Raw genomic sequence first — 25,221 nt, forward strand, 5'->3', positions numbered from 1 at the left:
CGGCCGCCGCCGTCGGCCATCACCTGCCCTTCGGACCTGGCGGCGGGTGGTGCGCCGGTGAAGCGGGTCGGATTACTTGACGACGCCGAGCGACGCGTAGTCGTAGCGGCCGTTGTAGGCGTCCGCCGTGTAGACGTTGGTCAGCCGGGAGCTGCGCCAGATGATGTTCTTCTCGTGGGTGAAGGGCAGGTAGACCGCGGCCTCCGACACCTTCGTGTTGATCTGCTTGTAGAGCTCGCCGGCCTTGGTCGGGTCGGTCTCCTTCAGCGCCTGGTCGAACAGGCCGTTGATGGCCTTGTCGTTCAGCTCGGAGAAGTTGTTGTTACCGCTCTGCAGGATGAAGCGGCCGTCGACCAGCGGCTGGAGGAAGCCCTGGCCGGTCGGGAAGTCGGCGCCCCAGCCCATGATGATGATGCCGTAGCCCTTCTCCTTGACCACCTTCGGCGAACCGATGATGCCGGAGGTCTGGGCGCCGTCGAACTGGTCGATCTGGGCGTCGATGCCGACGGCCTTCAGCGACTGCTGGAGGGACTCGGCGGTCGCGATCTCGATCTTCTTGTTGTTGCGGACCGCGATCGTGGTCTTGAAGCCGTTCGGCTTACCGCACTTCTTCAGCGCCTCCTTGGCCTTGGCCAGGTCGGGGGCGCCCGCGAGCTTGCCGTACGGGTCGGCCTTCGGGTCGGCACCCTTGATCGCCGGCGGCAGCATGTTGGTGGCGATGTCGCCACCGGCCTGCGGGCCACCACGGGCGGTCTGCAGGGACTTGGAGTCGGCCGCGTAGATGATGGCCTTGCGGCACTCGACGTTGGAGATCACCGTCTGCGGGAAGACCGCGTAGCGGATGAAGCCCGTCTGCGGGTTGTCGACGTTGCCCTTGTGCTGCTGGAGCACCTTCTGGCGGGCGGCGGCGCCGACACCCGTCGCGTTGAGGTCGAGGTCGTACTCGCCCTCGACCAGACGGTTGTCCATGTCGTCGGCGTTCGTGGTGAACGTGACGCTGATGGTGTCCGGGAGCGCCTTGCGGATCGTGTCGCTCTTCGCGTCCCACTTGTCGTTGCGGACGAGCTTCATCGACTTGTTCGGCGTGTACGACTGCCACTTGTACGGGCCGGAGGAGAAGGGCTTCAGGCCGTACTTGGCCTTGGTGTCCTTGTCCTGGCGGACCGGGGAGGCGGCGGGCATGGCCAGCATCTGCAGGAAGTCACCGTTGGCGACCGGCAGCTTGAAGATGATGGTCTTGTCGTCCGGGGTCTCGATCGCCTTCAGGCCGAGCTTGTCCGCGGAGGTGTCCTTGTACGGACCCTTGTACTCGCCCTTGGGGTCGAGGACCTGCTGCAGGTAGATCGGGCCGCCGGAGATGACGTCCTGGGCCCAGATGCGCTCGATGCCGTACTTGATGTCCTTGGAGGTGATCGGCTTGCCGTCCTCCCACGTCACGCCGTCCTTCAGCGTGAACGTGTAGGTGAGGCCGTCGGCCGAGACCTTGCCGGCGTCGGTGGCGAGGTCCGGGACCAGCTCCGTGGACTCGGCACCCGGCACGGCCTTGAAGGAGACGAGCTGGCGGGTGTAGTAGCGGGCGAAGTCCCACACGAAGCCGTAGTAGCCGCGCTGCGGGTCCCACGAGTCGGCCTCCTGCGAGCCGATGAACTTCAGCTCGCCGCCCTTCTTGTCGGAGGCGTTGGCTACCTTGTTCACCGCGGCGTTGAAGCCGGCCGCGCCGGCCGCGCCCTTGCTGCCACCGTCGCCGTCGCCGCCGCCACACGCGGTCGTGACGACCATCGTGGCCGCGGCAAGCAGCGCGCCCGCGGCGATTCTGCGCTGAGAGCTCTTCAGCATGGGTCCAGCAACCTCCGGGATAGTGGCGGCCGTTACGGCGGTCCGCCGATTGGGGATGGGCCTCCTGTCGCCAGCGGCAGGGGCGGGTCTTGCGTGTCGTCGGCGAACGGTCAGCGGGAGCCCTTCGGGTCGAGCGCGTCACGCACGCCGTCGCCGAAGAGGTTGAACGCCAGAACGGTGATGAAGATCGCGAGGCCGGGGATCACCATGAACAGGGGGTCCGACTCGTAGGTGGTGATGGCCGTCGACAGCATCTGGCCCCAGGAAGCGGTGGGAGGCTTCACACCCGCGCCGAGGAAGCTGAGCGCCGCTTCGGTGAGGATGTTGGTGGGGATCATCAGGGTCGCGTAGACCATGATCGGGGCGATCAGGTTGGGCAGCAGCTCGCGGCGCAGGATGTAGAAGCGGCCGGCGCCCAGGCTCTGGGCGGCCTCGACGTACTCGCGGTTGCGCAGCGAGAGGGTCTGCCCCCGGACGATGCGGCCGACGTACGGCCAGCCGAAGAAGCCGATCACCACGACGAGCGCGGCGATGCGGACGCCCGATCCGTCCAGACCGAGGAACTCGTTGGGCAGCACCGAGACCAGGGCGATCGTGAAGAGCAGCTGCGGGAACGCGAGCATCACGTCCATGATCCGGCTGAGGGCCGCGTCGACCCAGCCGCCGAAGTAGCCCGCGATGACGCCGAGGACGGTGCCGAGGAAGACCGCGAAGACCGCCGCCAGGAAGGCGACGAGCAGCGAGATCCGGGCGCCGTAGACGATCCGGCTGAAGACGTCGCGGCCGTTGACCGGCTCGACGCCGAAGAGGAAGTCGCCGTTGACGCCGCCCCAGGAGCCGATCGGCGTGCCGAACAGCGGGTCGATCTGGTCCTCGTGGAACTCGTCCGGCGGGTGGCCCAGGAGACTCACGATGACCGGCGCGAAGATCGCGACGAGGATCAGGAAGAGGACGACGAACGCGCCCGCGAGGGCCAGCTTGTCGCGCTTGAGGCGGGTCCAGGCGATCTTCCAGGGCGAGCGCCCCTCGATCGCCTTGCCGCCCGTGCCGGAATTGCCCGGAGTGCCGGATGCGTCGGGCGCGCCGTCGACGGTGGCGGTCGCCTCGCCCGCACTCGCCTCGTGCAGTGGTGCCGTCATCGTGGTGAGGACCCCTCTCGGCCGCCGGTAGCCGGCCCTTGCCCGCCGCGGGTAGCGGCTCGGTGGAACAACCTGCTGGACACCGGCTCGAAAGGAGCCGAACGTCCTGTGTTCCGGGGAGTCTTCAACGCGCTTGCGATCACCCGCCAGACCTGACGGGCAATGTTTGCTCAAACGTGATGCGGTGCTGCGACTTCCGTTATCCGGACGCCGTGATCACGTGAGCGGACCAACCGGGGCCCTCTCCCCCTCAATCGGACATGTCGCTCAACTGGTGTCGCGAGCTGTCGAATTGGGGTGAACGAAGGCCTCCGGAGCGGACTCCGGAGGCCTTTGCCGACAAGTGGGACACGAGGGACGTCTCAGTATCCGGACGGGGCCGGCGGCGGGTATCCGTACCCCGGTACGGCGGCCGAGCCGCGCCCGGCGTGCGCCTCGCGGTCGTAGAACGGGCGCGCGTTCGCCCGCAGCCACAGCGCCACCGGGTCGTACGCGTCGGAGAGCGCGACCGTCGAGACGGGCAGTCCGTCGGGGACGGCGCCGATCGACTGGCGCATCATCGAGCGGACGTGGTCGACGGCCGCCGGGGACGTGTCGTACAGGTCGAGACCGATGGCGAGGTACGGGGAGCCGATCGCCGGCTGCACCCAACCGCGGCGCAGCGCGCGGACGGCCGGGGTGCGGTGGGCGTTCTGCGTGAGCAGGGCGTAGAACTGCGGGATCTCCAGGGCGGGCTCGGTGACGCGCAGCGGCCCGGCGGGCATCCGGTCCAGACCGGTGGCGATCCGGCGCAGGTCGGCCCACGGGATGCCGACGCCGCCGCCGGGGGCGTGCGGGTTGAGCCAGACGCCCCAGCGGTCGGGATAGAGGGCGCGGGCGATGTCGCGGCCGGTGACGAGCTCGTGGGCGCGGTTCCAGCCGGAGGCGGCGAGCTCCTGGGCGGAGGTCACACAGGGTGCGTAGCCGAAGCCGTCGACCTCCATGTTCCCGTACTGGGCGTCGGGGGAGCCCGGGGCGCCCTGCCACAGCAGCATCCAGAGCTCGCCGTCGGCGAGGGCGTGCAGCAACTGTTCGTACGCGTCGTAGCGTCCGGGTGCCACCTGGCGCAGCGTGTGCTCGACCTGTCCCCCGGCCGCAGCGGTCGTGCTCACCCTGGGTCCCGCCCCTCTTCCGTCCACCACGTACGTCTTCCAGCGACGCGGTCAGTTCAGCGACTCGGTCAGTTCAGCTTAAACAGGGGGCCGGTCACACGGCGGCGCGCTGGTAGAAGGGGCGCACCCGCTCCAGCATCCAGTCGCCGACCGGGTCCTGCGCCATGTCGAGCAGGATGAGGTTGACCGGCCAGGCGACCTCGACCTTGCCGAGGGCGCGGCCGAGGGCGTCCAGGGGCGCGGTGCGGTCGGCGCCCTCCCAGTGGGAGAGCTGGACGCCGATGAAGAGGGCCGGTTCGGTGCCCTCGACGCTGGCGAGGGCGCGGCGGGCGGAGGCGACGGTGCCGATGGCCTCGAACTCGGCGGAGGCGGCGGCGAGGAAGTCGACCGGGTCGTCCTGCCAGTCGGGCTCGAAGAGCCGGACGCGGCCGCCGCTGGCGGGGCCGTCGAGCGGGGTGCGGCCGACGCGGCAGAGCTCGGCGACGGCGGGCGGGGGCAGCGGGACGCCGACGGTGCCGCCGGGGTTCACGACGATGCCGAGCTGCGGGGGCAGGCCGCGGGCGAAGTCACGGGCGGGGGCGACGGTGTACGACATGTGGTCGCCGACGCAGGCGAGGAACTGCTGCTCGGAGCTGAAGACGGGGACGAAGGCCGCGCCCTCGATCTCCATGGTGGCGAGGTCGAGGCCCTGGCTGTCGGGGCCGCCGCCGTTGGGCAGGGGCACCCAGACCTGGCTGCGGCCCAGCACCTCGACGAGGCGTCCCCCGGCCTCGGGGTTGCCCAGGGAGGCGGCAAGGACCTCTTCCAGCTCGTTGCCCGGCCACGTCACGTCCACGGTCGCGTTTCCCCTTCTCGCACGGCCTGCCGCACCGGCCGCCCGGCAGCACCCTAACGCCGCCGTGGCACCGCCGTGGCCAGAAGGGAAGGGTACGGGCGTCCCGGGACACCCGCGGGACGCTCCGGGGCCTCTCGGACCGCCCGCCGGAAGGCCTCTCGGGCCCCCGCCGGAAGGCCTCTCAGGCCGCCTGCCGGAAGCCGATCCTGCGGAGGGCGTCGGCGGCGTCCCGGTCGAGGAGGGTCGCCGAGGCACAGCCGTGCGGCAGGGTGCCGGACTCGGCGGCCCGCAGGAGCCGGCCGACGGCCCGCCGGTGCCGCGCGAAGGCGTACACGGAGACGCCCCGGCCCCGGGCGTGCTGGCCGGCCTTCGCGGTGTCCGGGGTGACGTCGAGGAGGACCAGGTGGAGCGCGCGGCCGCGCCGCCGCGCCTCGCGGGCGAGCCAGCCCCGCACCCAGGACTGGGTGCCGCAGTCGTGGACGATCAGGCTCGCGCCGGAGCGCAGGGCGCGGCGCAGTCCGGCGTAGTGGGCGATCCGCACGAGGGGGCGGTAGACGGCGTACGGGAGGAGGCGCGGCATGCGGGCCTCCCAGCGCTCGCGGGCGTCCTGGGAGTCGATGCCGCTGCCCTGGGCGGCGCGCTTCATCAGGGTGGACTTGCCGCTGCCGGGCAGCCCGGAGACGACGACGAGGTCGCCGGCGGCGAAGGTGAGGGTGCGGGGGCCGCGGCCGCCGCGCTCGCGCAGGTCCCGCAGAAGGCGGCCGCGGCTCCGGGCGCGGGCCCGCTGGGACGGTATGCCGGTACTCGCCGCATATGCGCCGGTGTGCTGGATCATCGTCGCTCTCCCCCTGTCGGGCCTCAGGAGACTTGAGGAGACCCTTGCCCAAGAAGTGTAAAGAAACGGTAATGCGGCACAAGCGATTTGCCCCGCCGACACCGCGTGCGATGATGTGCGCGCCAGGCGCGCACAGTCGCCGCACAACCGCATACCGGCCGCTCGAATCCGCGCGGGAGAGTTCCGGACCGCCGAGCGCGTCCGGGCGCCGAAGGAGCAAGACCCTCCCTTGAATCTCTCAGGCCCCGTACCGCGTGGATGAGGCAGATCTGAAAAGCGGGACACCCCGTGTGTCCCCACCCAAGGTGCAAGCCGACCACTCGGCGCCGATCGCTCGGCGCCGAGATGCCCTCGGTGAACCTCTCAGGTTCCATGACAGATGGGGAGGACGTCCTCGCCCGTCATGTGTTTTCGTCACCGATCACGCCCTTGGGACCCGGGAGCCACCCCATGAGCACTGCCCCCCGTCTGACCGCCCTCGATGCCCTGCATCGTTCGCTGGGCGCGACCATGACCGACTTCGCCGGCTGGGACATGCCGCTGCGCTACGGCAGCGAGCGCGACGAGCACAACGCCGTCCGCACCAAGGCCGGCCTCTTCGACCTCTCCCACATGGGCGAGATCACCGTCACGGGCCCGCAGGCCGTGGAGCTCCTCGACCACGCCCTCGTCGGCAACATCTCGACCGTGGGCAACGGCCGCGCCCGCTACACGATGATCTGCCAGGAGGACGGCGGCATCCTCGACGACCTGATCGTCTACCGCCTCGGCGAGACGGAGTACATGGTCGTCGCCAACGCCTCCAACGCCCAGGTCGTCCTCGACGCCCTGATCGCCCGCTCCGAAGGCTTCGACGCCGAGGTCCGCGACGACCGTGACGCGTACGCCCTGATCGCGGTCCAGGGCCCGGAGTCCCCCGGCATCCTGAAGTCGCTCACCGACGCCGACCTGGACGGTCTGAAGTACTACGCCGGCCTGCCCGGCACGGTCGCCGGCGTCCCCGCGCTGATCGCCCGCACCGGCTACACCGGCGAGGACGGCTTCGAGCTGTTCCTGAAGCCCGAGCACGCCGAGGGCGTCTGGAAGGCGCTGACCGAGGCGGGCGAGGGCGTCGGCCTGATCCCCTGCGGCCTGTCCTGCCGTGACACGCTCCGCCTGGAGGCGGGCATGCCGCTGTACGGCCACGAGCTGACCACCGCCCTCACCCCCTTCGACGCCGGCCTGGGCCGCGTCGTGAAGTTCGAGAAGACGACCAACGAGGGCCGCTTCGTCGGCCGCGAGGCGCTGGAGAAGGCCGCCGAGCGCGCCGAGACCGCCCCGCCGCGCAAGCTCGTCGGCCTGATCGCCGAGGGCCGCCGCGTCCCCCGCGCCGGCTTCTCCGTCGTCAAGGACGGCGTGGTCATCGGCGAGGTCACCTCCGGCGCCCCGTCCCCGACCCTCGGAAAGCCGATCGCCATGGCGTACGTGGACGCGGCCCACGCCACGCCCGGGACCGAGGGCGTCGGTGTGGACATTCGGGGCACCCACGAGCCCTACGAGGTCGTGGCGCTGCCGTTCTACAAGCGCCAGAAGTGACGAAGTCGTCTCACTCCTCGTCTCACCCCGCAAGACCCACGTTCATCAGCACTCCCCCGATCCAGGAGAATCAGGTCATGAGCAACCCCCAGCAGCTGAGCTACACCAAGGAGCACGAGTGGCTGTCGGAGGCCGTCGACGGCGTCGCGACGGTCGGCATCACGGAGTTCGCGGCCAACGCGCTCGGTGACGTCGTCTACGCCCAGCTCCCCGAGGTCGGCGAGACCGTCACCGAGGGCGAGACCTGTGGCGAGCTGGAGTCGACCAAGTCCGTCAGCGACCTGTACTCCCCCGTCTCCGGTGAGGTCGTCGAGGCCAACCAGGACGTCGTGGACGACCCGTCCCTGGTGAACACCGCTCCGTTCGAGGGTGGCTGGCTGTTCAAGGTCCGGATCTCCGAGGAGCCGAAGGACCTGCTCTCCATCGACCAGTACACCGAGCTCACCACCGCCGGGAACTGAGACCCCCTAGGGATCGATTCATGTCGCTTCTGAACACTCCCCTCCACGAGCTGGACCCCGACGTCGCCGCCGCCGTCGACGCCGAGCTCCACCGTCAGCAGTCCACCCTCGAGATGATCGCCTCGGAGAACTTCGCTCCGGTCGCGGTCATGGAGGCCCAGGGCTCCGTCCTCACCAACAAGTACGCCGAGGGCTACCCGGGCCGCCGTTACTACGGCGGCTGCGAGTACGTCGACGTGGCCGAGCAGATCGCGATCGACCGGATCAAGGACCTGTTCGGCGCCGAGTACGCCAACGTGCAGCCGCACTCCGGCGCCTCGGCGAACCAGGCCGCCCTCTTCGCGATCGCCCAGCCCGGCGACACGATCCTGGGTCTCGACCTGGCGCACGGCGGCCACCTCACCCACGGCATGCGCCTGAACTTCTCCGGCAAGCAGTTCAACGTGGTCCCGTACCACGTGGACGAGGCCGGTCTGGTCGACATGGCCGAGGTCGAGCGCCTCGCCAAGGAGCACCGCCCCAAGGTGATCATCGCGGGCTGGTCCGCCTACCCGCGCCAGCTGGACTTCGCCGAGTTCCGCCGGATCGCCGACGAGGTCGAGGCCTACCTGTGGGTCGACATGGCCCACTTCGCGGGCCTGGTCGCCGCCGGTCTGCACCCGAACCCGGTCGAGTACGCGGACGTGGTGACCTCCACCACGCACAAGACGCTCGGCGGCCCGCGCGGCGGCATCATCCTGGCGAAGAAGGAGTTCGCGAAGAAGCTGAACTCCGCGGTCTTCCCCGGTTTCCAGGGCGGCCCGCTGGAGCACGTGATCGCGGCCAAGGCCGTCTCCTTCAAGGTCGCGGCCTCGGAGGAGTTCAAGGAGCGCCAGCAGCGCACCCTGGACGGCGCCCGCGCGCTGGCCGAGCGCCTGGTCCAGGACGACGTCACCGCCCACGGTGTCTCCGTCCTGTCCGGCGGCACGGACGTGCACCTGGTCCTGGTGGACCTGCGCAACTCCGAGCTCGACGGCCAGCAGGCCGAGGACCGTCTCCACGAGGTCGGCATCACGGTCAACCGGAACGCCATTCCGAACGACCCGCGCCCGCCGATGGTCACCTCCGGTCTGCGCATCGGCACGCCGGCCCTCGCGACCCGCGGCTTCCAGGCCGAGGACTTCGCCGAGGTCGCCGACGTCATCGCCGAGACCCTGAAGCCGGGCTTCGACGCCGACAAGGCCGCTGCCCTCAAGGCCCGGGTGACCGCTCTGGCGGAGAAGCACCCGCTGTACCCCGGCCTGAAGTAATTTCGTACGCTTTAGTTCCGGTTTCGTTCGGACGAAGCTCCGGGGCACCACGCACACTGGACAGTGAGCGTGGTGCCCCGATCCATGCTCAGCCTTTCTGCTCCACCCCGGCAGACAACGGCGTCTAGCCCCCACAAGGAGTCCTTCCGTGGCCATCTCGGTCTTCGACCTGTTCTCGATCGGCATCGGCCCGTCGAGCTCCCACACGGTGGGCCCGATGCGGGCTGCCCGGATGTTCGCCCGCCGCCTGAAGAACGAGGGCCTGCTCGCCCACACGGCGGCGATACGAGCGGAGCTGTACGGCTCGCTCGGCGCGACCGGCCACGGTCACGGCACCCCGAAGGCGGTCCTGCTCGGCCTGGAGGGCAACTCGCCGCGCACCGTCGACGTGGAGACCGCCGACGACGAGTTCGAGCGGATCAAGGCGAGCGGGAGGATCAACCTGCTCGGCGCCCACGAGATCCCGTTCTCCTTCGACGACGACCTGATCCTGCACCGCCGCAAGGCGCTCCCGTACCACGCCAACGGCATGACGTGCTTCGCGTACGACGCCGAGGGCGGGCTCGTCCTGGAGAAGACGTACTACTCGGTCGGCGGCGGCTTCGTCGTCGACGGGGACGCGGTGGCCGGCGAGAACCCGATCATCCCGGACGACACCGTCCTGAAGTACCCCTTCCGCACCGGCGACGAGCTGCTCCGCCTCGCCAAGGAGACCGGCCTCTCGATCTCCTCCCTGATGCTGGAGAACGAGAAGGCCTGGCGCACCGAGGACGAGATCCGCGCGGGCCTCCTGGAGATCTGGCGGGTCATGCAGGCCTGCGTCGCGCGCGGCATGTCCCGCGAGGGCATCCTGCCGGGCGGCCTGAAGGTCCGCCGCCGCGCCGCCACCCTGGCCCGCAAGCTGCGCTCCGAGGGCGACCCGACGGCGCACGCGATGGAGTGGATCACTCTGTACGCGATGGCCGTGAACGAGGAGAACGCGGCGGGCGGGCGGGTGGTCACCGCCCCGACGAACGGCGCGGCCGGCATCATCCCGGCGGTCCTGCACTACTACATGAACTTCGTGCCCGGCGCCGACGAGGACGGCATCGTCCGCTTCCTGCTCGCGGCGGGCGCGGTCGGCATGCTCTTCAAGGAGAACGCCTCGATCTCCGGCGCCGAGGTCGGCTGCCAGGGCGAGGTCGGCTCGGCCTGCTCGATGGCGGCGGGCGCGCTCGCCGAGGTCCTCGGCGGCACCCCGGAGCAGGTGGAGAACGCGGCCGAGATCGGCATGGAGCACAACCTGGGCCTGACCTGCGACCCGGTCGGCGGGCTCGTCCAGATCCCGTGCATCGAGCGGAACGGCATGGCGTCGGTCAAGGCGGTCACGGCGGCGAAGATGTCGATGCGCGGCGACGGCAGCCACCTGGTCTCCCTCGACAAGGTCATCAAGACCATGAAGGAGACGGGCGCCGACATGAGCGTGAAGTACAAGGAGACCGCCCGCGGCGGTCTCGCGGTGAACATCATCGAGTGCTGAGACCCCGCACGGCAGCGGCCCGCCCCGGAGTCCCGGGGCGGGCCGCTGCCGTGCTCGGACGCTCAGGCGCGGACCCAGAGGACGATGACGTCCTGGCGGTCGGCGCTGAAGGGCTCGCAGGAGAAGATCGGGCCCCAGATCTTGTAGCCGGCCCGGCCCGCGGCCTGGCAGTCGGCGTACGAGGAGTAGGAGCTGTTCGCGTAGTAGCCCGGGCCGGGGCCGGCCTGGGCGGCGCCGGCGGCGCCGAGCGCGAGGGCTCCGGCGGACACGGCGGTGGCGAGAACGGCTGCGGTGCGGCGGTACATGGCATTGCCTCCTGAAAACGCCGGGATGCCCCGGCGGAGTGCGTGACGATGCGATGTGGTGCGGAAAGTCCGGCTGCGCAGCCGTGGATGACCGTACCGTCACGGACAGTGGCACACAATAGGTCTAGGCCAATCCGTCGGAGGTCGCCGGAAACCGGCTCCGCCGTCGGGTTTCCGCTGTAGTGTCCGCGCCATGACCGTCGAACACATGGACGCCGCGTGCGTCGATCTGACCCGGACCCTGCGGCGCCGGGGCGGGCTCGTCCTCGCCGTCTTCGGCCTGGTCTGGGCGCTCGCGGGCGGCTCGGGAACGTCCGTCGCGACGCCGGTCACCGTCGTGGCGCTCGCGGTGACGATCGCCGCGGCGGAGCGGGCGTTCCGGGGCACCGCCGGGCCGGTGGCGCGCACCGTACGGCTGCCGGAGAAATGGAACCGCGGGGTCGGTCTGGTCAACGCGGCCGAACTGATCGCGGTCTTCGCCGTGATCGCCGCGTCGAACGCCTCGGGACGGCCGGAGCTCGTCCCGGTCGGGATCTGCCTCGTCGTGGGGCTGCACTTCTTCCCCCTGGCCCGCCTCTTCGACCAGCGGCAGTACCGGTGGGCCGCGATCCTCCTCACGGCGGTCGCCCTGGCCGGGCTCGCCGTCCTCGCGGCCGGCGCCGGCGCGGAGACCGTACGCGCGGTGGTGGGCCTGGGCGCGGCGCTCGTGCTCTGGGGCACGTCCTTCCACGTCACCCTGCGGGGCTGACGCGGGCGACCCACCGAGGTCCGGGCGGGCGGCGACTCAGGTCGCTCCGCCCGCCCGGACCCGCGGGGTCAGGCTCAGGCCTTGCTGTAGTGCGCCCAGAACTCGTCCCAGGACAGCACACCGTCGCCGTTGTCGTCGCGCTGCTTGATGAGCGCCTCGGCGACCGACTCCGTGACGTGGAAGTCGCCCAGCTGCGCCATGACGTGCTTGTACTCGGCGGCGGTGATGAAACCGTCGCCGTCCACGTCGAACTTGTTGAATGCCGTGCGTGCCGAGTCGATGTCCGCCACTGCGTCCGCCCCTTCTTGGTGCTTTTCTGACGGGGGTCAGATTAGCTGGCCGCGCGCTGCAGGATGATGGGGGCATGAGCGACGAGGTGGCACGGATCCTGGCGGCGGCGGCACGCGGGGCGTTCCCGCCCCCGGACGGTTCGACGACGGTGGTGCCGCAGCCGGGCCCCCGGGACGCGGGGGTGCTCGCCTTCACCGCCCACTCGGTGGTCTTCACGGACGCCGACCCGGAGTGGGTACGGGACCGGCTGGCGGCCACGTCGAGCGATCCGCTCGCCGCGAGCATGAACCCGGCCTTCCTCCTCGCCCTGATGGCCCGCACCGGCCGCCACATGAACACGATCGACCTGCTCACGGTGGCGGACGCGCTGCCGGGCCCTCCCCCGCTGGAGCTCCGCGCGATCGACGACCCGGAGCACCCCCGGGTGGCGCGGGCGCTGAAGTTCCGTGACGACGTCCGGGTGTGGGCGGCCGACGGCGGGGTCCTCGCCCTGGGACGGGGCGTCGCGGGCCGCTGGGAGGCGGCGATCGAGGTGGACGAGGAGGTGCGCCACCGGGGCCTGGGCCGGGCCCTGGCGACGGCGGCGCGCCACCTCACCCCGGGCGAGGTGGTGTGGGCCCAGCAGTCGCCGGGCAACGCCCGCAGCGTCCGGGTCTTCCAGGCGGCGGGCTACCGCCCGGTGGCCTCCGAGGCGCTCCTGATCGCCGGCTGAACCGCTACCGGAAGATGCCCGTGTGGCCGAGGGAGTAGCGGCCCGGCTGGGGGTAGACGGCGAGTCCGTGGGGGCCGCTGCCGACGGGGATGCGGGCGAGCTGCTTGCCGGTCGTGGTGTCGATCGCGTACACCTCGGCGTCGTACCGCCCGGACAGCCACAGGACCTTGCCGTCGGCGGAGACCCCGCCCATGTCGGGGGAGCCGCCGTTCGGGAGCTTCCACTTCTTGGTGAGCCTGTTCTGCTGGAAGTCGAAGACGGAGACGGTGCCCTCGCCGCGGTTGGAGACGTACATCTCGCGCGAGTCGCGGCTGATGTAGAGGCCGTGGCAGCCCTTGCCGGTGGGGAGCAGGGTGGGGGTGGTGAACTTCTCGCCGTCCAGGACCCACATGCCGTGGGCCATCATGTCGGCGACGTAGAAGGTCTTGCCGTCCGGGGAGATCTTCACGTCCTGCGGCATGGCGCCCTCGAGGGGCAGCTTCTGCTGGCCGATCACCTCCATCTTCTCGGTGTCGACCTTGAGGAGTTCGCCGGAGAACTCGCAGGAGACGATGAAGTACCGCCCGTCGGCGGAGAAGTCGGCGTGGTTGACGCCGTAGCAGCTGACGGGGACGGACTTCTTCCGTTCCATGGTGTGCGGGTCGCGGAAGACGAGCTCGCGGTCGAGCGAGGCCATGACGACGGCGTACTTGCCGTTCGGCGTGAAGTAGAGGTTGTACGGGTCGTGGACCTCGACGGGCTTGCCGGCGACGCCGGTGGCCGGGTCGATGGGGGTGAGCGTGTGGCCCCGGTCGTTGTTGACCCAGAGGGTCTTCATGTCCCAGGAGGGGACGACGTGCTGGGGCTGGAGGCCGACCGGGATGGTCTCGACGACCTGGTAGGTGGCGGGGTCGATGACGGAGACGGTGTTGGAGTTGGTGTTGGGGACGTAGACCCGGGAGGGGAAGTCCTTCACCACCGGGGAGAGCCGGTTCGGCCGGTCGGCGGCGTAGACGTCGTGCGGGTCGAGCAGGGGCGGCATGCCGGGGAGCCCGGCGGGGGCGGTGGCCGGCTTGCGCACGGCGGGGGCGGCGGCCTTCTTCACCGGGGCGGCGCCCTCGGGGTGGTTCGCGCTGCCGCAGCCGGCGAGGCCGACGAGGAGGGCGGCGGCGAGGAGGATCCGGGATCTCTTGTCGAGGTGTGCCATCAGCTCAGCAGCTCCGTGGTGGTGACCGCGCTCAGGCCGCGGCGGTCGAGTTCGGCGAGGAGGAGGGGCAGCGCGACGGCGGTGTCGGGGTAGCCGAAGTGCAGGCTGACCACGGATCCGGCGCGGACCGTCCCGGTGACGTTGCGGACGACGGCCGCGGCGCCGGGCGAGGTGTAGTCGAGCGAGTCGACGTCGTACGAGAGGACGTGCGGGTATCCGGCGCGCCGGGCGGCGCGCAGGACGGCGGGGCCGGCGTGCGGGGTGCGGGAGGGGCGGAACCAGGTGCCGACGGAGCCGGTGAGCCGGCGCAGCCGGGTGGCGCAGGCCTCGATCTCGGCGAGGGCGGCGTCCTCGGTCATGGCGTTGACGTCGATGTGGTGCTGGGTGTGGTTGCCGAGGTCGTGGCCGCCGTCGAGGACGCGCCGGGCCATGTCGGGGTGCTCGTCGAGCCAGCTGCCGACGGCGAGGACGGTGACGCGGGCGCCGGCCTTCTCGGCCTGGGCGAGGAGCCTGCCGGCGAGGGCGGGGTCGCCCTGGCCGTGGAAGGTGAGGGCGACCCGGGGACGGTCGCGGGGGCCGTGGGTGATCTCGTCCGGCTGCCCGGGGAAGCGGCGGGGCGCCGGGGCGGCGACGGGCGCGGGGGCGGGGTGGTGCCCGGCGGCGGAGGCAGGCGCGGAGGCGGGGTGGTGCCCGGCGGCGGGGGCGGGGCGGGGTTCCGTGCCGCAGGCGGTGGCGAGGGCTCCCGCGAGGGCTGCGGCCGCGCCCGCGCGGAGGGCTCCTCGGCGGTCGGTCGGCTTCACGCGACCATTTAAGAGGGATGTCGCCCGATTGGTCACGATTAGGCCAATTCAGGACGTTTGTGGCGCCACTCCAGGCGTCCAACATGCGGACGATCCCGGGAAACACCCGATGAACCGCATAGCCATTCACTGTTTACAAGGTGAGTGCTGCACGTCACCAACGATTCATCATTGAACTGTCCGTTTTTGACCCACCTTGCCCCACTAGGGACTTTTGGCGGCAAGGCCCCCCGTCTGCCATAGTCGGAGACACGACCCCCATTGACCCGGGCCAGGTCGACATAGCAGCCGTGGATACACCCCCCCGTCCACGGCGCACCACACGAAAGCCCCCAAGCGCCTCACCACAGGCGCACGGGGGCTTCCGTGCATCAGGGGGCAGTCCGGGGCGGCGGCGTCAGGACCGGTCCACGACCCGCATCTCGAACCAGGTCGTCTTGCCGCGCGGCGCCAGGTCCACGCCCCAGCGGTCGGCGAGCTTGTCGACGAGGAAGAGGCCGCGGCCGCTGATGTCGAGCTCGTGCACCGGCATCAGACAGGGCAGCCCCCGCGAGGGGTCGCGCACCTCGATCCGGATCCAGCCGCGGCGCCGCTGTAACCGCAGCGCGAAGACACGGGCCCCCGTGTGCCGGACGGCGTTCCCGACGAGCTCCGAGACGAGGAGCACCGCGTGCTCGGCGAGCTGCGGGCCGAGACCCCACTGCCGCAGCACGACGTCCCTGGCAAGCCTGCGGGCCACCCACGCGGACTCGGGGCGGGACGGCAGCCGGACGTCCTCCTCGGCCGGGTTGCCGTACAACTCCACTGCCTCGGCGGCCTGTTCGTCGTCCACGGCCGGTGACCACCGCGGCGCGGCGGCGCTCGCGCGCTGCCGCGGTTGTTCCCTACCCTCCAGGCCCGCCATGCCCCCCATCATGGAGGCAACGAGCCTTCCGCGGGGGCCGTTCCGATGGAATCGGCCCCCGCCCGTGAAGGATCGTCAGGCGAACTTCGCCTTCCCGGGGCCCTCCTCGACGAAGCTGCGCATCCCGGTCTCGCGGTCCTCGGTGGCGAACAGGGCCGAGAACCAGGTCCGCTCGATGGCGAGACCGGTGTCGATGTCGGCCTCCAGGCCCTGGTCGATCGCCTCCTTCGCGGCCCGCAGGGCGACGGCCGGGCCCTGCGCCAGCTTGGCGGCCCAGGCGTGCGCCTGCTCGTACACCTCGGCGGCGGGGACGACCCGGTCGACCAGACCGAGCGTCAGGGCCTCGTCGGCCTTCACCATCCGGCCGGTGAAGATGAGGTCCTTGGCCTTGGAGGGGCCGATCAGCCGGGACAGGCGCTGGGTGCCGCCCGCGCCGGGGATGAGGCCGAGCAGGATCTCCGGCTGGCCCAGCTTGGCGTTGTCGGCGGCGATCCGGTAGTCGGCGCAGAGCGTGAGCTCGCAGCCGCCGCCGAGCGCGTACCCGGTGATCGCGGCGACGACCGGCTTGGGGATGCGGGCGACGGCCGTGAAGGAGTCCTGGAGCGCGCGCGAGCGCTTGACCATGGCCACGTGGTCCATGACCTGCATCTCCTTGATGTCCGCGCCGGCCGCGAACACCTTCTCGCCGCCGTAGAGGACCACGGCCCGCACGTCGTCGCGGTCCGTCACCTCCTGGGCCAGCTCGCGCAGCCGGTCCTGGGTGGCGATGTCCAGGGCGTTCATCGGGGGGCGGTCGAGACGGATCGTGCCGACGCCATCGGCGACTTCGAGGTTCACAGTCATGGGGAAAGGTTAGTGGCCGTTAACGCGAAGGGGCCCGGTGCTGTTGCTCACAGCACCGGGCCCCTTCAGGAGGGATCTAGGCGATCCACTCCGACCAGTCCATGTTCCAGCCGTTCAGGCCGTTCTCCGGAGTGATCTGCTTGTCCTTCGAGTTCTTCACGATCACGACGTCGCCGATGATCGAGCGGTCGTAGAACCAGGCGGCCGGCGTCGAGCTGTCGCCCGCGCCCCGCGCGTCCTCCAGGCCGACGCAGCCGTGGCTGACGTTGCTGGAGCCGAAGGTGGAGGACGGCGCCCAGTAGTTGCCGTGGACGAAGGTGCCCGAGTTGGACAGGCGCATCGCGTGCGGCACGTCCTTGATGTCGTACTCGCCGCCGAAACCGACCGTGGCCCCGTTCATGCGGGTCACCTTGTACTTCTCGCTGATGACCATCTGACCGTTGTACGTGGTCGTGGACGGCGCGCCCGCGGTGATCGGCAGCGTCTTGATGATCGCGCCGTCCCGCTCGACCTTCATCGTCTTGGCGCTCGCGTCGACGGTGGAGACCTGACGGCGGCCGATGGTGAAGGAGATCGTCTTCTTCTGCTTGCCGTAGACGCCGGGGCGGCCCTCGACGCCGTCCAGGTTCAGCGCGACCGTCACCTTGGTGCCGGCGGCCCAGTAGTCCTTGGGCCGGAAGTCCAGGCGGTCGTTGCCGAACCAGTGGCCCTCGATCTGGACGGCCGGGACGGCCGTCACCTTGATGGCCTTCTCGACGGCGTCGGGGTCGGTGATGCCCCGGCTAAAGTTGATGGACACCGGCATGCCGACGCCGACGGTCGAACCGTCCTCGGGCGTGTACTGGCCGATGAAGGTGTTCTTCGGGACCAGCGTGGTGAAGGTGGTGTCCTTCGCCGACTCGCGGCCGTCGGCGTCCTTCGCGATCGCGTGGACCTTGTACTGGGTGGCCGCGGCCAGGTGCGCGGTCGGCGACCAGCTGGCACCGTCCGCGGCGATCTTGCCCTCGATCTCGGAGCCCTTGGAGTCGGCGACCGTGACCGTGGTCAGCTTGCCCTGCGCCGCGGTGATCTTCAGCGCCCCGCTGGTGGCGACCGAGTCGGCGCCGTCCTTCGGAAGGATCGTCACGACGGCCTGGGAGGCCGCGTTCTCCTGCTTGCCGCCGCCCTGCGCCGCCGGCCCCTGTCCCCCCGCACCGCCGCCGGTGGCGGTCTCACCGCCGCCGCACGCGGTCAGGACCAGGAGCATCGCCCCCGCCGCCAGGGCCTGCAGCCTGACGCCCCCGCGTCGCCGCCTGCTCTTGACCGATGCCCCCGATATCGGCTGCCCGTTCACTGTGGTCGTCTCCCCTCGCACGGCCTGGCAACGCCACGGCCCCACCCCCGTGCGCATCCACTCGCGCACACAGCGCTAGATAATCACACCGCAGGACACGAAAGTTCCTCGTGAATGTCACCGTTCGGCACCAGTCGACTGGTACGGGGCGGCCCGGATCCCCTGGATCGCGGAGCCGGACTTCCACTCGTCCCACTCCAGGTTCCAGCCGCCGAGACCGTTGTCGGGGGCGACCTCCTTGTCCTGCGAGTTGACCACCTCCACCACGTCGCCGACCAGCGTCCGGTCGAAGAACCAGCCCGCGGGCGAGTCCGCGCTGCCGCCCTTCTCGTCCCGCAGCCCCACACAGCCGTGACTGACGTTCGCCGAGCCGAAGGTGGAGGCATCGGCCCAGTAGTTGCCGTGCAGGAACGTCCCCGAGTCGGTCAGCCGGATCGCGTGCGGCACGTCCTTGATGTCGTACTCGCCGCCGAAACCGACCGTCCTGCCGTCCATCCGGGTCACGTCGTACAGCTCGGTCGCGACCATCTTCCCGTTGTACGTGGTCGTCTTCGGCGCGCCCGCGGTGATCGGCACCGTGGCGAGGAGCTCGCCGTCCCTGCGGACCTCCATCGTGTGCGCGGCGGCGTCGACCAGGGAGACCTGGGAGCGGCCGACGGTGAAGCCGACCGTCTTGCGCTGGATGCCGTACACCCCGGGCGCCCCCTCGACGTCGCGCAGCCCGAGCTCGACGGTGACCTTCGTGCCGGGCCGCCAGTACGCGGCGGGGCGGAAGTCGAGCCGCTCCTTGCCGAACCAGTGGCCGACGACCTCCACCGGAGGCTCCGAGGTGATCCGGATGGCACGCTCCACCTCGGCGCGGTTCTCGATCGGCCGGTTGAAGCCGAAGGAGACGATCATGCCGGTGCCGACCGTGGAACGGTTCTCCGGCTTGAAGTAGCCGATGAAGCGGGACTCGGGGACGGCGGTGGTGAAGGTGGTGTGCCGGGCCGAGCGGCGCCCGTGCGCGTCGAGCGCGACCGCGTCCACGCTGTACTTGGCGGCCAGCGCGAGCCGGGTGCCGGGCCGGGGCCGCCAGCGCAGCCCGTCCGCCGAGACCGCCCCGGCGACCTCGGCACGCCGGCCGTCCTCGACCTGGACGACGGTCACCCGTTCGAGGCGCCCGCTGTCCACCTTCACCTCGACGGGCCCACCGGCCGGCACCGCCCGGCTGCCGTCCTCCGGGCTCACCCGGATGACGTCACCCGGGGCCCGCGCCTTGCCCGGCAGGCTGATGTCGATGCCGCCACCGCCGTCCGCCACCGTGCAGCCCACGAGGCCCGCCAACAGTCCCGCCACCGCGAGGGCGCGCCCCGCCCGCTTCCATACGCATGTCACGCCCGGCCCAACGACGGCCACCCTCCAGGGGAAACGTGCGTGCGGGTCATGTTGGGAGGACGGCCGTGCGGGCAGAACAGGGGGAGGACCACACGCGGGAGCTGCGGCCGGGACGCCGCCGCTCCCCCGGGTGCGGGCCCGACGAGCCGCGGGAGGCCGGGACGGTGACGAGCGCAGCCGAGCAGGAGGCGGTGTCCGAGCGTGCCCCGGAGCGGGCCGGCCCACCGGTGTGGCCGGGGGCGCCGACGCCGCTCGGGGCCCGTTGCCGGGTCGGGCCCGGTGGGGTGACGGGGACCAACTTCGCCCTGTGGGCGGGCGGGGCGGAGGCCGTGGAGCTGTGCCTCTTCGACGCCGGCGGGACGGAGACACGGCTCCCGCTGACGGAGCTGACGCACGAGATCTGGCACGGCTTCGTGCCGGGCGTGGGGCCGGGGCAGCGGTACGGCTACCGGGTGCACGGCCGCTGGGACCCGTGGACGGGCGCCCGCTGGAACCCGGCGAAGCTCCTCCTCGACCCGTACGCCCGAGCGGTCGACGGCGACTTCGCGCTCCCCGCCGAGGTGTACGGACACGTCCGGGACTGGCCGCAGCAGCACGTGGCCGACACCGTCCGCGACGAGCGGGACTCCGCCCCGTACGTCCCGAAGGGGGTCGTCGTCCATGACGACGACGACTGGTCCGACGACCGCAGGCCCAAGACGCCCTGGCAGGACTCGGTCATCTACGAGCTGCACGTGAAGGGCTTCACGAAGCTGCACCCCGGCGTCCCGGAGCAGCTGCGGGGCACGTACGCGGGGCTGGCCCACCCGGCCGCGATCGACCATCTCGTACGCCTCGGGGTGACGGCGGTCGAGCTGCTCCCGGTCCACCAGTTCGCCCACGAGGACCACCTCCTCCGCCGCGGCCTGCGCAACTACTGGGGCTACAACTCGATCGGCTACTTCGCCCCGCACGCCGGCTACTCGTCCTCGGGGACGGCCGGGCAGCAGGTCGGCGAGTTCAAACGGATGGTGCGGGCGCTGCACGCGGCCGGGATCGAGGTCATCCTCGACGTCGTCTACAACCACACGGCGGAAGCGGGCGAGCTGGGCCCCACCCTGTCCCTGAAGGGCATCGACAACCGCGGCTACTACCGCCTGCAGTCCGACGCCCGCCGGTACGCCGACTACACGGGCTGCGGCAACACCCTGCACGTGGTGCAGCCGCAGGTCCTCCGCCTCATCACCGACTCCCTGCGGTACTGGGTGACGGAGATGGGCGTCGACGGCTTCCGCTTCGACCTGGCGGCGGCCCTGGCCCGCTCCTTCCACGACGTCGACATGCTCTCCCCCTTCCTCGCGGTCATCGCCCAGGACCCGGTCCTGAGGAGGGTGAAGCTCATCGCGGAGCCCTGGGACGTGGGGAACGGCGGCTACCAGGTCGGCGCGTTCCCGCCCCTCTGGACCGAGTGGAACGACCGCTACCGGGACGCCGTGCGGGACTTCTGGCGCGGGGCGCTGCCCGACGTGCGGGACCTCGGCTACCGGCTCTCCGGCTCCAGCGACCTGTACGCCTGGGGCGGGCGGCGGCCGTACGCCTCGGTCAACTTCGTCACCGCGCACGACGGCTTCACCCTCCGCGACCTCGTCACGTACGAGCGCAAGCACAACGAGGCCAACGGCGAGGGCAACCGGGACGGCACCCACGACAACCGCTCCTGGAACTGCGGGACGGAAGGCGAGACGGACGACGTCGCCGTCAACGCCCTCCGCCTCCGGCAGCAGCGCAACCTCCTCACCACCCTCCTCCTGTCCACCGGGGTCCCGATGCTCGTCGCCGGCGACGAGACGGGCCGCACGCAGGGCGGCAACAACAACGCGTACTGCCAGGACAACGAGCTCGGCTGGCTGGACTGGTCGCTCCCCGACGACCCCGGCCGGGCGGGCCTCCTGGCCCTCACCCGCCGCCTCCTCGCCCTGCGCCACCGCCACCCCGTCCTGCGCCGCCGCGCCTTCTTCTCCGGCCGGCCGCAGGGCGCGGACGGGCTGCGGGACCTCGCGTGGTTCACCGCCGAGGGCACGGAGATGACGGAACGGGACTGGTACGCGCCGACGGCCACGCTCGGGCTCTACCTGTCGGGCCGCGACATCCCGGGCCGGGACGCGCGGGGCGAGCAGATCACCGACGACAGCTTCCTCGCCGTCCTGCACGCCGGCGCCCGGCCCCTCGGCTTCCGCCTCCCGGGGGCGCCGTGGGCGACGACGTACGAACTCCTCGTGGACACGACACGAGAGGACCAGTCGACGCCCCCGGACACCCACCACGCGGGCGGCACCACGCTCACGGTGGGCGCCCGCTCGGTGGTGCTGCTGCGGGTCCGCGAGTGACGCGCTGTCAGGCGCCGCCCAGGATGCCCCGGTCGTAGCCCGTCGCGACCGCCGCCGCGCGGTCCTTCACGCCCAGTTTCGCGTAGATGTGCGTCAGGTGGGTCTTCACCGTCGCCTCGCTGATGAACAGCTCCGCCGCGATCGCCCGGTTCGCCGTGCCCTTCGCGACGAGCGCGAGGATCTCGCCCTCGCGGGCGGAGAGCGCGGTGTCGGCCGCGGCCGGCGCGCGGACGGCGGTGACGAGGCGGGAGGCGACGGTCGGCGAGAGGACCGTACGGCCCGACGCGGCGGCCCGTACGGCCGCGAACAGCTCCTCGCGGGGCGCGTCCTTGAGGAGGTAGCCGGTGGCGCCGGCCTCGATCGCCGGGAGGGTGTCGGTGTCCGTGTCGTACGTGGTGAGGACCAGGACCCGGGAGCGGGCCCCGCGCCGGGTGAGCTCGGCGATGGCGTCCACGCCGCCGCCACCGGGCATGCGCAGGTCCATGAGGACGACGTCGGGGTCGAGTTCCAGGGCGAGTTCGACGCCCCGGACGCCGTCGGGGGCCTCGCCGAGGACGCGGAAGCCGGAGCCCTCGGCGGCGAACATGCCGCGCAGACCGTCCCGTACGACGGGGTGGTCGTCGACGATCAGAAGCGTGATGTCAGTCATGGCGCGCCCAACGGTACGCGAGCGGAGATCGCCGTGCCCTCGCCCGGCGCCGTCTCCACGGTGACCGTACCGGCGAGGCGCTCCGCGCGGGCCCGCATGCCGTCGAGCCCGAACCCGCCTCCGTCGCCGCTCCGTTCGGGCCGGACGAGCGGGTCGAAGCCGTGGCCGTCGTCCCGTACGTCCAGGGTGATCTCGTCGCCCATGTAGGAGAGCGTGACGCCCGCCCGGCCGGCCCCGGAGTGGCGGGCGGCGTTCGACAGGGCCTCCTGGGCGATCCGCAGCAGCGTGGCGGCGACCTCGTCGTGGAGCGGCGCCTCGGTGCCGGTCACGGTGAACCGGGTGTCGACACCGGTCCGTTCGGCCCATTCGGCGACCGTCTTGCGGAGGGCCTCCGGGAGGTCGTCGTGCTCCAGGGCCACCGGCCCGAGGTTCCGCACGGAGCGCCGGGCCTCCCCGAGGCTGTGCCGTGCGAGGTCCGCGGCCCGCCGCAGGTGCGCCTCGGCGTGCTCCTGGTCGGGCGAGGCGGACGCGGCCTGGAGCTGGGTGACGATCCCGGTGAGGCCCTGGGCGATGGTGTCGTGGATCTCGGCGGCGAGCCGGCGCCGCTCGTCGGCGACCCCGGCCTCCCGGGCCTGGAGGAGGAGCTGGGCCTGGAGGGCGGAGTTCTCGGCGAGGGCCTGTTCGAGGCGGCTGTTGGTGCGGCCGAGTTCGGCGATGGTCTCGGCCCGCTCGGCGGCCTTCTCCGCGTCCTTCTCGGCGAGGTGGGAGAAGCCGAGGGAGAGGACGCCGTTGAGGACGAGGAGGCCGACGAAGGCGAGCCACTGCACGAGGGAGGTGGGCGGCAGGCCGCCGGACTGGGAGCCGGCCATGGTGACGGCGGTGACGAGGATCCCGGCGTGGGAGAGGCGGCGGGGCAGCAGCTGGACGGCGTCGAAGTAGCCGACGCAGGCGTAGATCGCGAAGAACGGGTTGATCCAGGTGAGGACGGCGGCGATCGCGGTGCGGACGGCGAAGTGGGCGACGGAGGCGGGCCCCGGAGCCCCCGGCACGAGCACGAGCGCGGCCCCCGGGGTGTCGTCGCCCCACCCGGAGGCCGCCACGATCCGCGCGCACCGCACGTTCCACGCCACCTGGAGGAGGAGCGCCGCCCCGACCAGCGCGGCGGCCGTCACCCGCTCCGTACCGTCCATGAACAGGTCCGCCGACCCCACGGCGATCACGGTGGCGACGCCGAGCAGTCCGTACGGTCCCCAGCGGAAGAACTGCCGCCAGCGCTCCTCGACGGTGGTGGGCACCCCGCAGCCCCCTCTCTACTCCCAGCGGAACCAGCGCACCGCGGCACCGGTCAGCACGGCCGTCCACAGGGCCATCACCCCGAGCGCGACCCCGGCGGGCCAGCCGCCCGAGGCGGCCGCGTCGAGGGCCTCGGACGCGGCGCCGAGCGGGGTGAACCCGACGATCCGCTGCAGCGTATCGGGCATGGACTGGACGGGCACCCAGACGCCGGCCGTGAACATGGAGGGGAAGAAGACGGCCGAGCCGACGGCGGTGGCGATCTTCTGGTTCCGGGACACCGCGCACACGGCCGCGCCGAGGGCCAGGGCGCCGGCGACGGCGAGCAGCAGGGCGAGCGCGTATCCCGCGAGGTTCTCCGGGAGGGCGACGCCGAAGGCGAGCCGCCCCACCGTGATCGCGAGGAGCGAGGAGACGAGCGCGGCGGCGCCGTGCAGCACGAGCTGGGCGGTGAGCAGCGTCGCGGGCCGGACGGGTGTGGTGGACATCCGGCGGAGGATGCCGCGTTCGCGGTAGGCGGCGAGGACCGGGGGCATGGCCTGGAGCCCGGACATGATCAGGGCGAAGAGCACGGACACGGGGACGTACACGTCGATGACGCGGCGCCCGCCGAGGTCGGGGGACGCCTCCCGGAAGGAGGGAATCAGGCCGAGGATCACGAGCAGCACCGTGGGCGAGATGATCACCCAGAACAGGGCTGCGGGTTCACGGCTGAAGAGACGGACCTCGGTGCGCAGGACGGTCACGGCGGGGCTGGAGGTACTCATCGGTCGGTTCCCGTCAGGTCGAGGTAGGCGTCGTCGAGGGTGGCGTCGGCGACCCGGAGCTGGCCGGCCGTGACGCCCTCGCGGGCGAGGAGGGAGATGAAGGCGGTGATGGTCTCCTCCGTGCCGGCGACGACCGTCCGGCCGTCGGCCGTCGCGACGGACACCGCGCCGGGCAGGGCGCACAGTGCCTCAGGGGCGATCGGGGTGTCCGCGTCGAAGGAGATCTCCTTGGCGGCGGAGGCCCGTCCGATCAGCCCCTCCGGGGTGTCGAGCGCGGCGATCCGCCCCCGGTCGAGGACGGCGATCCGGTCGCAGAGCCGCTGCGCCTCCTCCATGAAGTGCGTGACGAGCAGCACGGTCACGCCGGAGTCCCGGAGGGACTCCACGAGCGACCACACCTCGCGGCGGGCCCGCGGGTCGAGACCGGTGGTGAGTTCGTCGAGGACGACGACCCGGGGGCCGCCGAGGAGCGCGAGGGCGATGAACAGCCGCTGCTTCTGTCCTCCGGACAGCTTCCCGAACCGGGTCCGCAGGTGCGGGAGCAGCCCGAGCCGCCCGGCGAGCTCCTTCCGGTCGGCGGGCCGCTCGTAGAAGGAGGCGTACAGGTCGAGCGCCTCGCGGACGGTGAGCTTGGCCTGGAGGTCGCTCTCCTGGAGCTGTACCCCGAGCACCCGGGTGAGCTCGTCCCGCTGCGCGGCGGGGTCGTACCCACACACACGCACCCACCCCTCGTCGGAGGTCCGCAGCCCCTCGACACACTCCACGGTGGTCGTCTTGCCGGCGCCGTTGGGGCCGAGGATCCCGAAGATCTCCCCCTCGCCGACCTCGAACGACACCCCGTCGACGACCTTCCGGCCGCCGTACGTCTTGTGCAGTCCCCGCACCTCGATCGCTGTCATGCCCTCAGCCTGCCGAGGACGCGGAACACCGACCATCGGCCATCGCGCTCGACCCGGCATCAACCGATCGGCTGATGCCGCGATACGACCCGGCCGGAAAACCGGATG

24 protein-coding genes and 1 riboswitch are annotated in these 25,221 nt (G+C 71.5%); of the genes, 7 read left to right on the top strand and 17 right to left on the bottom strand.

The genetic code is table 11. The features are described from left to right. Positions 1-72: 72 nt before the first annotated feature. The 5 genes from ACFYX3_RS18670 to ACFYX3_RS18690 all read right to left on the bottom strand — a co-directional run bounded on the left by ACFYX3_RS18670 (position 73) and on the right by ACFYX3_RS18690 (position 5,796). Positions 73-1,836 (bottom strand): ABC transporter substrate-binding protein, encoded by a 1,764-nt coding sequence (locus ACFYX3_RS18670; RefSeq protein WP_389014383.1) that lies wholly within the window; start codon positions 1,834-1,836, stop codon positions 73-75. A 110-nt stretch (positions 1,837-1,946) separates the two neighbouring features. Continuing rightward, positions 1,947-2,975, bottom strand: a complete 1,029-nt coding sequence (locus ACFYX3_RS18675; protein WP_376588741.1) for an ABC transporter permease — start codon at positions 2,973-2,975, stop codon at positions 1,947-1,949. Between the two features lie 362 nt (positions 2,976-3,337). Further along, positions 3,338-4,126, bottom strand: coding sequence for an enhanced serine sensitivity protein SseB C-terminal domain-containing protein (locus ACFYX3_RS18680; protein ID WP_382663255.1), 789 nt, complete (start codon positions 4,124-4,126; stop codon positions 3,338-3,340). A 94-nt stretch (positions 4,127-4,220) separates the two neighbouring features. After that, complete coding sequence (locus ACFYX3_RS18685; protein ID WP_382663253.1) at positions 4,221-4,961, bottom strand: enhanced serine sensitivity protein SseB; 741 nt, start codon at positions 4,959-4,961, stop codon at positions 4,221-4,223. 181 nt (positions 4,962-5,142) lie between these two features. Next, positions 5,143-5,796 (bottom strand): AAA family ATPase, encoded by a 654-nt coding sequence (locus ACFYX3_RS18690; RefSeq protein ID WP_382663252.1) that lies wholly within the window; start codon positions 5,794-5,796, stop codon positions 5,143-5,145. Positions 5,797-5,959: 163 nt separating this feature from the next. Further along, positions 5,960-6,059, top strand: a riboswitch (glycine riboswitch). Positions 6,060-6,246: 187 nt separating this feature from the next. Here ACFYX3_RS18690 and gcvT point away from each other — a divergent pair. The 4 genes from gcvT (at position 6,247) to ACFYX3_RS18710 (ending at position 10,640) form a co-directional block, all read left to right on the top strand. Beyond that, positions 6,247-7,371 (top strand): glycine cleavage system aminomethyltransferase GcvT, encoded by a 1,125-nt coding sequence (gene gcvT, locus ACFYX3_RS18695; RefSeq protein ID WP_388774025.1) that lies wholly within the window; start codon positions 6,247-6,249, stop codon positions 7,369-7,371. A 77-nt stretch (positions 7,372-7,448) separates the two neighbouring features. Next, a complete protein-coding gene (gene gcvH / locus ACFYX3_RS18700) occupies positions 7,449-7,832 on the top strand; it encodes a glycine cleavage system protein GcvH (RefSeq protein WP_376588751.1) in 384 nt (127 codons plus the stop codon). 20 nt (positions 7,833-7,852) lie between these two features. Further along, positions 7,853-9,121: a serine hydroxymethyltransferase gene (gene glyA, locus ACFYX3_RS18705; RefSeq protein WP_359514662.1), complete on the top strand. Its 1,269-nt coding sequence runs from the start codon at positions 7,853-7,855 to the stop codon at positions 9,119-9,121. A 148-nt stretch (positions 9,122-9,269) separates the two neighbouring features. Continuing rightward, on the top strand, positions 9,270-10,640 hold the full coding sequence (locus ACFYX3_RS18710) for an L-serine ammonia-lyase (protein WP_116158730.1): 1,371 nt from the start codon (positions 9,270-9,272) through the stop codon (positions 10,638-10,640). Positions 10,641-10,702: 62 nt separating this feature from the next. Here the strand turns inward: ACFYX3_RS18710 and ACFYX3_RS18715 are convergent, their stop codons facing one another. Further along, complete coding sequence (locus ACFYX3_RS18715; protein WP_389014392.1) at positions 10,703-10,945, bottom strand: hypothetical protein; 243 nt, start codon at positions 10,943-10,945, stop codon at positions 10,703-10,705. Positions 10,946-11,138: 193 nt separating this feature from the next. On the opposite strand from ACFYX3_RS18715, the gene ACFYX3_RS18720 reads away from it, so the two are divergent. Further along, a complete protein-coding gene (locus ACFYX3_RS18720; RefSeq protein WP_389014395.1) occupies positions 11,139-11,693 on the top strand; it encodes a DUF7010 family protein in 555 nt (184 codons plus the stop codon). Between the two features lie 74 nt (positions 11,694-11,767). On the opposite strand, the gene ACFYX3_RS18725 is transcribed toward ACFYX3_RS18720, so the two are convergent. After that, positions 11,768-11,983, bottom strand: a complete 216-nt coding sequence (locus tag ACFYX3_RS18725) for an EF-hand domain-containing protein (protein WP_093873994.1) — start codon at positions 11,981-11,983, stop codon at positions 11,768-11,770. Between the two features lie 74 nt (positions 11,984-12,057). On the opposite strand from ACFYX3_RS18725, the gene ACFYX3_RS18730 reads away from it, so the two are divergent. Then, a complete protein-coding gene (locus ACFYX3_RS18730) occupies positions 12,058-12,696 on the top strand; it encodes a GNAT family N-acetyltransferase (protein ID WP_389014398.1) in 639 nt (212 codons plus the stop codon). A 4-nt stretch (positions 12,697-12,700) separates the two neighbouring features. Here the strand turns inward: ACFYX3_RS18730 and ACFYX3_RS18735 are convergent, their stop codons facing one another. The 6 genes from ACFYX3_RS18735 to ACFYX3_RS18760 all read right to left on the bottom strand — a co-directional run bounded on the left by ACFYX3_RS18735 (position 12,701) and on the right by ACFYX3_RS18760 (position 19,139). After that, positions 12,701-13,882, bottom strand: a complete 1,182-nt coding sequence (locus ACFYX3_RS18735; RefSeq protein WP_389014401.1) for a YncE family protein — start codon at positions 13,880-13,882, stop codon at positions 12,701-12,703. Next, positions 13,882-14,682, bottom strand: coding sequence for a polysaccharide deacetylase family protein (locus ACFYX3_RS18740; RefSeq protein ID WP_376588763.1), 801 nt, complete (start codon positions 14,680-14,682; stop codon positions 13,882-13,884). Before ACFYX3_RS18740 ends, ACFYX3_RS18735 begins: the two co-directional genes overlap by 1 nt. Positions 14,683-15,079: 397 nt before the next feature. Next, positions 15,080-15,598, bottom strand: coding sequence for an ATP-binding protein (locus ACFYX3_RS18745; protein WP_376588765.1), 519 nt, complete (start codon positions 15,596-15,598; stop codon positions 15,080-15,082). 63 nt (positions 15,599-15,661) lie between these two features. Continuing rightward, positions 15,662-16,429 (bottom strand): enoyl-CoA hydratase/isomerase family protein, encoded by a 768-nt coding sequence (locus tag ACFYX3_RS18750; RefSeq protein ID WP_382663240.1) that lies wholly within the window; start codon positions 16,427-16,429, stop codon positions 15,662-15,664. 76 nt (positions 16,430-16,505) lie between these two features. Further along, complete coding sequence (locus ACFYX3_RS18755) at positions 16,506-17,762, bottom strand: Ig-like domain-containing protein (protein ID WP_389014406.1); 1,257 nt, start codon at positions 17,760-17,762, stop codon at positions 16,506-16,508. 117 nt (positions 17,763-17,879) lie between these two features. Continuing rightward, entirely contained in the window at positions 17,880-19,139 is a 1,260-nt protein-coding gene (locus tag ACFYX3_RS18760; protein ID WP_389014409.1) for an Ig-like domain-containing protein, read from the bottom strand. A gap of 164 nt (positions 19,140-19,303) precedes the next feature. Here ACFYX3_RS18760 and glgX point away from each other — a divergent pair, with 164 nt between their 5' ends. Then, positions 19,304-21,505, top strand: coding sequence for a glycogen debranching protein GlgX (glgX, locus tag ACFYX3_RS18765; protein ID WP_389014412.1), 2,202 nt, complete (start codon positions 19,304-19,306; stop codon positions 21,503-21,505). A gap of 7 nt (positions 21,506-21,512) precedes the next feature. Here glgX and ACFYX3_RS18770 read toward each other — a convergent pair whose 3' ends face one another. Genes ACFYX3_RS18770 through ACFYX3_RS18785 form a run of 4 tightly spaced genes read right to left on the bottom strand, consistent with a single transcriptional unit; the run spans position 21,513 to position 25,113 of the window. Then, on the bottom strand, positions 21,513-22,154 hold the full coding sequence (locus tag ACFYX3_RS18770) for a response regulator (protein WP_389014415.1): 642 nt from the start codon (positions 22,152-22,154) through the stop codon (positions 21,513-21,515). After that, entirely contained in the window at positions 22,151-23,449 is a 1,299-nt protein-coding gene (locus ACFYX3_RS18775; RefSeq protein WP_389014418.1) for a sensor histidine kinase, read from the bottom strand. Before ACFYX3_RS18775 ends, ACFYX3_RS18770 begins: the two co-directional genes overlap by 4 nt. A gap of 15 nt (positions 23,450-23,464) precedes the next feature. After that, complete coding sequence (locus ACFYX3_RS18780) at positions 23,465-24,214, bottom strand: ABC transporter permease (protein WP_389014421.1); 750 nt, start codon at positions 24,212-24,214, stop codon at positions 23,465-23,467. Then, on the bottom strand, positions 24,211-25,113 hold the full coding sequence (locus tag ACFYX3_RS18785) for an ABC transporter ATP-binding protein (protein WP_389014424.1): 903 nt from the start codon (positions 25,111-25,113) through the stop codon (positions 24,211-24,213). Before ACFYX3_RS18785 ends, ACFYX3_RS18780 begins: the two co-directional genes overlap by 4 nt. Positions 25,114-25,221 lie beyond the last annotated feature (108 nt).

Source organism: Streptomyces sp. NPDC002463, assembly GCF_042889835.1.
Taxonomy (GTDB): domain Bacteria; phylum Actinomycetota; class Actinomycetes; order Streptomycetales; family Streptomycetaceae; genus Streptomyces; species Streptomyces nymphaeiformis.

What these genes read in the sequence shown, in the direction of transcription:
- ACFYX3_RS18670 (WP_389014383.1), bottom strand. Translation starts at nt 1,836, where the DNA reads ATGCTGAAGAGCTCTCAGCGCAGAATCGCCGCGGGCGCGCTGCTTGCC.
- ACFYX3_RS18675 (WP_376588741.1), bottom strand. Translation starts at nt 2,975, where the DNA reads ATGACGGCACCACTGCACGAGGCGAGTGCGGGCGAGGCGACCGCCACC.
- ACFYX3_RS18690 (WP_382663252.1), bottom strand. Translation starts at nt 5,796, where the DNA reads ATGATCCAGCACACCGGCGCATATGCGGCGAGTACCGGCATACCGTCC.
- gcvT (WP_388774025.1), top strand. Translation starts at nt 6,247, where the DNA reads ATGAGCACTGCCCCCCGTCTGACCGCCCTCGATGCCCTGCATCGTTCG.
- gcvH (WP_376588751.1), top strand. Translation starts at nt 7,449, where the DNA reads ATGAGCAACCCCCAGCAGCTGAGCTACACCAAGGAGCACGAGTGGCTG.
- glyA (WP_359514662.1), top strand. Translation starts at nt 7,853, where the DNA reads ATGTCGCTTCTGAACACTCCCCTCCACGAGCTGGACCCCGACGTCGCC.
- ACFYX3_RS18715 (WP_389014392.1), bottom strand. Translation starts at nt 10,945, where the DNA reads ATGTACCGCCGCACCGCAGCCGTTCTCGCCACCGCCGTGTCCGCCGGA.
- ACFYX3_RS18720 (WP_389014395.1), top strand. Translation starts at nt 11,139, where the DNA reads ATGACCGTCGAACACATGGACGCCGCGTGCGTCGATCTGACCCGGACC.
- ACFYX3_RS18730 (WP_389014398.1), top strand. Translation starts at nt 12,058, where the DNA reads ATGAGCGACGAGGTGGCACGGATCCTGGCGGCGGCGGCACGCGGGGCG.
- ACFYX3_RS18735 (WP_389014401.1), bottom strand. Translation starts at nt 13,882, where the DNA reads ATGGCACACCTCGACAAGAGATCCCGGATCCTCCTCGCCGCCGCCCTC.
- ACFYX3_RS18745 (WP_376588765.1), bottom strand. Translation starts at nt 15,598, where the DNA reads ATGATGGGGGGCATGGCGGGCCTGGAGGGTAGGGAACAACCGCGGCAG.
- ACFYX3_RS18750 (WP_382663240.1), bottom strand. Translation starts at nt 16,429, where the DNA reads ATGACTGTGAACCTCGAAGTCGCCGATGGCGTCGGCACGATCCGTCTC.
- ACFYX3_RS18770 (WP_389014415.1), bottom strand. Translation starts at nt 22,154, where the DNA reads ATGACTGACATCACGCTTCTGATCGTCGACGACCACCCCGTCGTACGG.
- ACFYX3_RS18780 (WP_389014421.1), bottom strand. Translation starts at nt 24,214, where the DNA reads ATGAGTACCTCCAGCCCCGCCGTGACCGTCCTGCGCACCGAGGTCCGT.
- ACFYX3_RS18785 (WP_389014424.1), bottom strand. Translation starts at nt 25,113, where the DNA reads ATGACAGCGATCGAGGTGCGGGGACTGCACAAGACGTACGGCGGCCGG.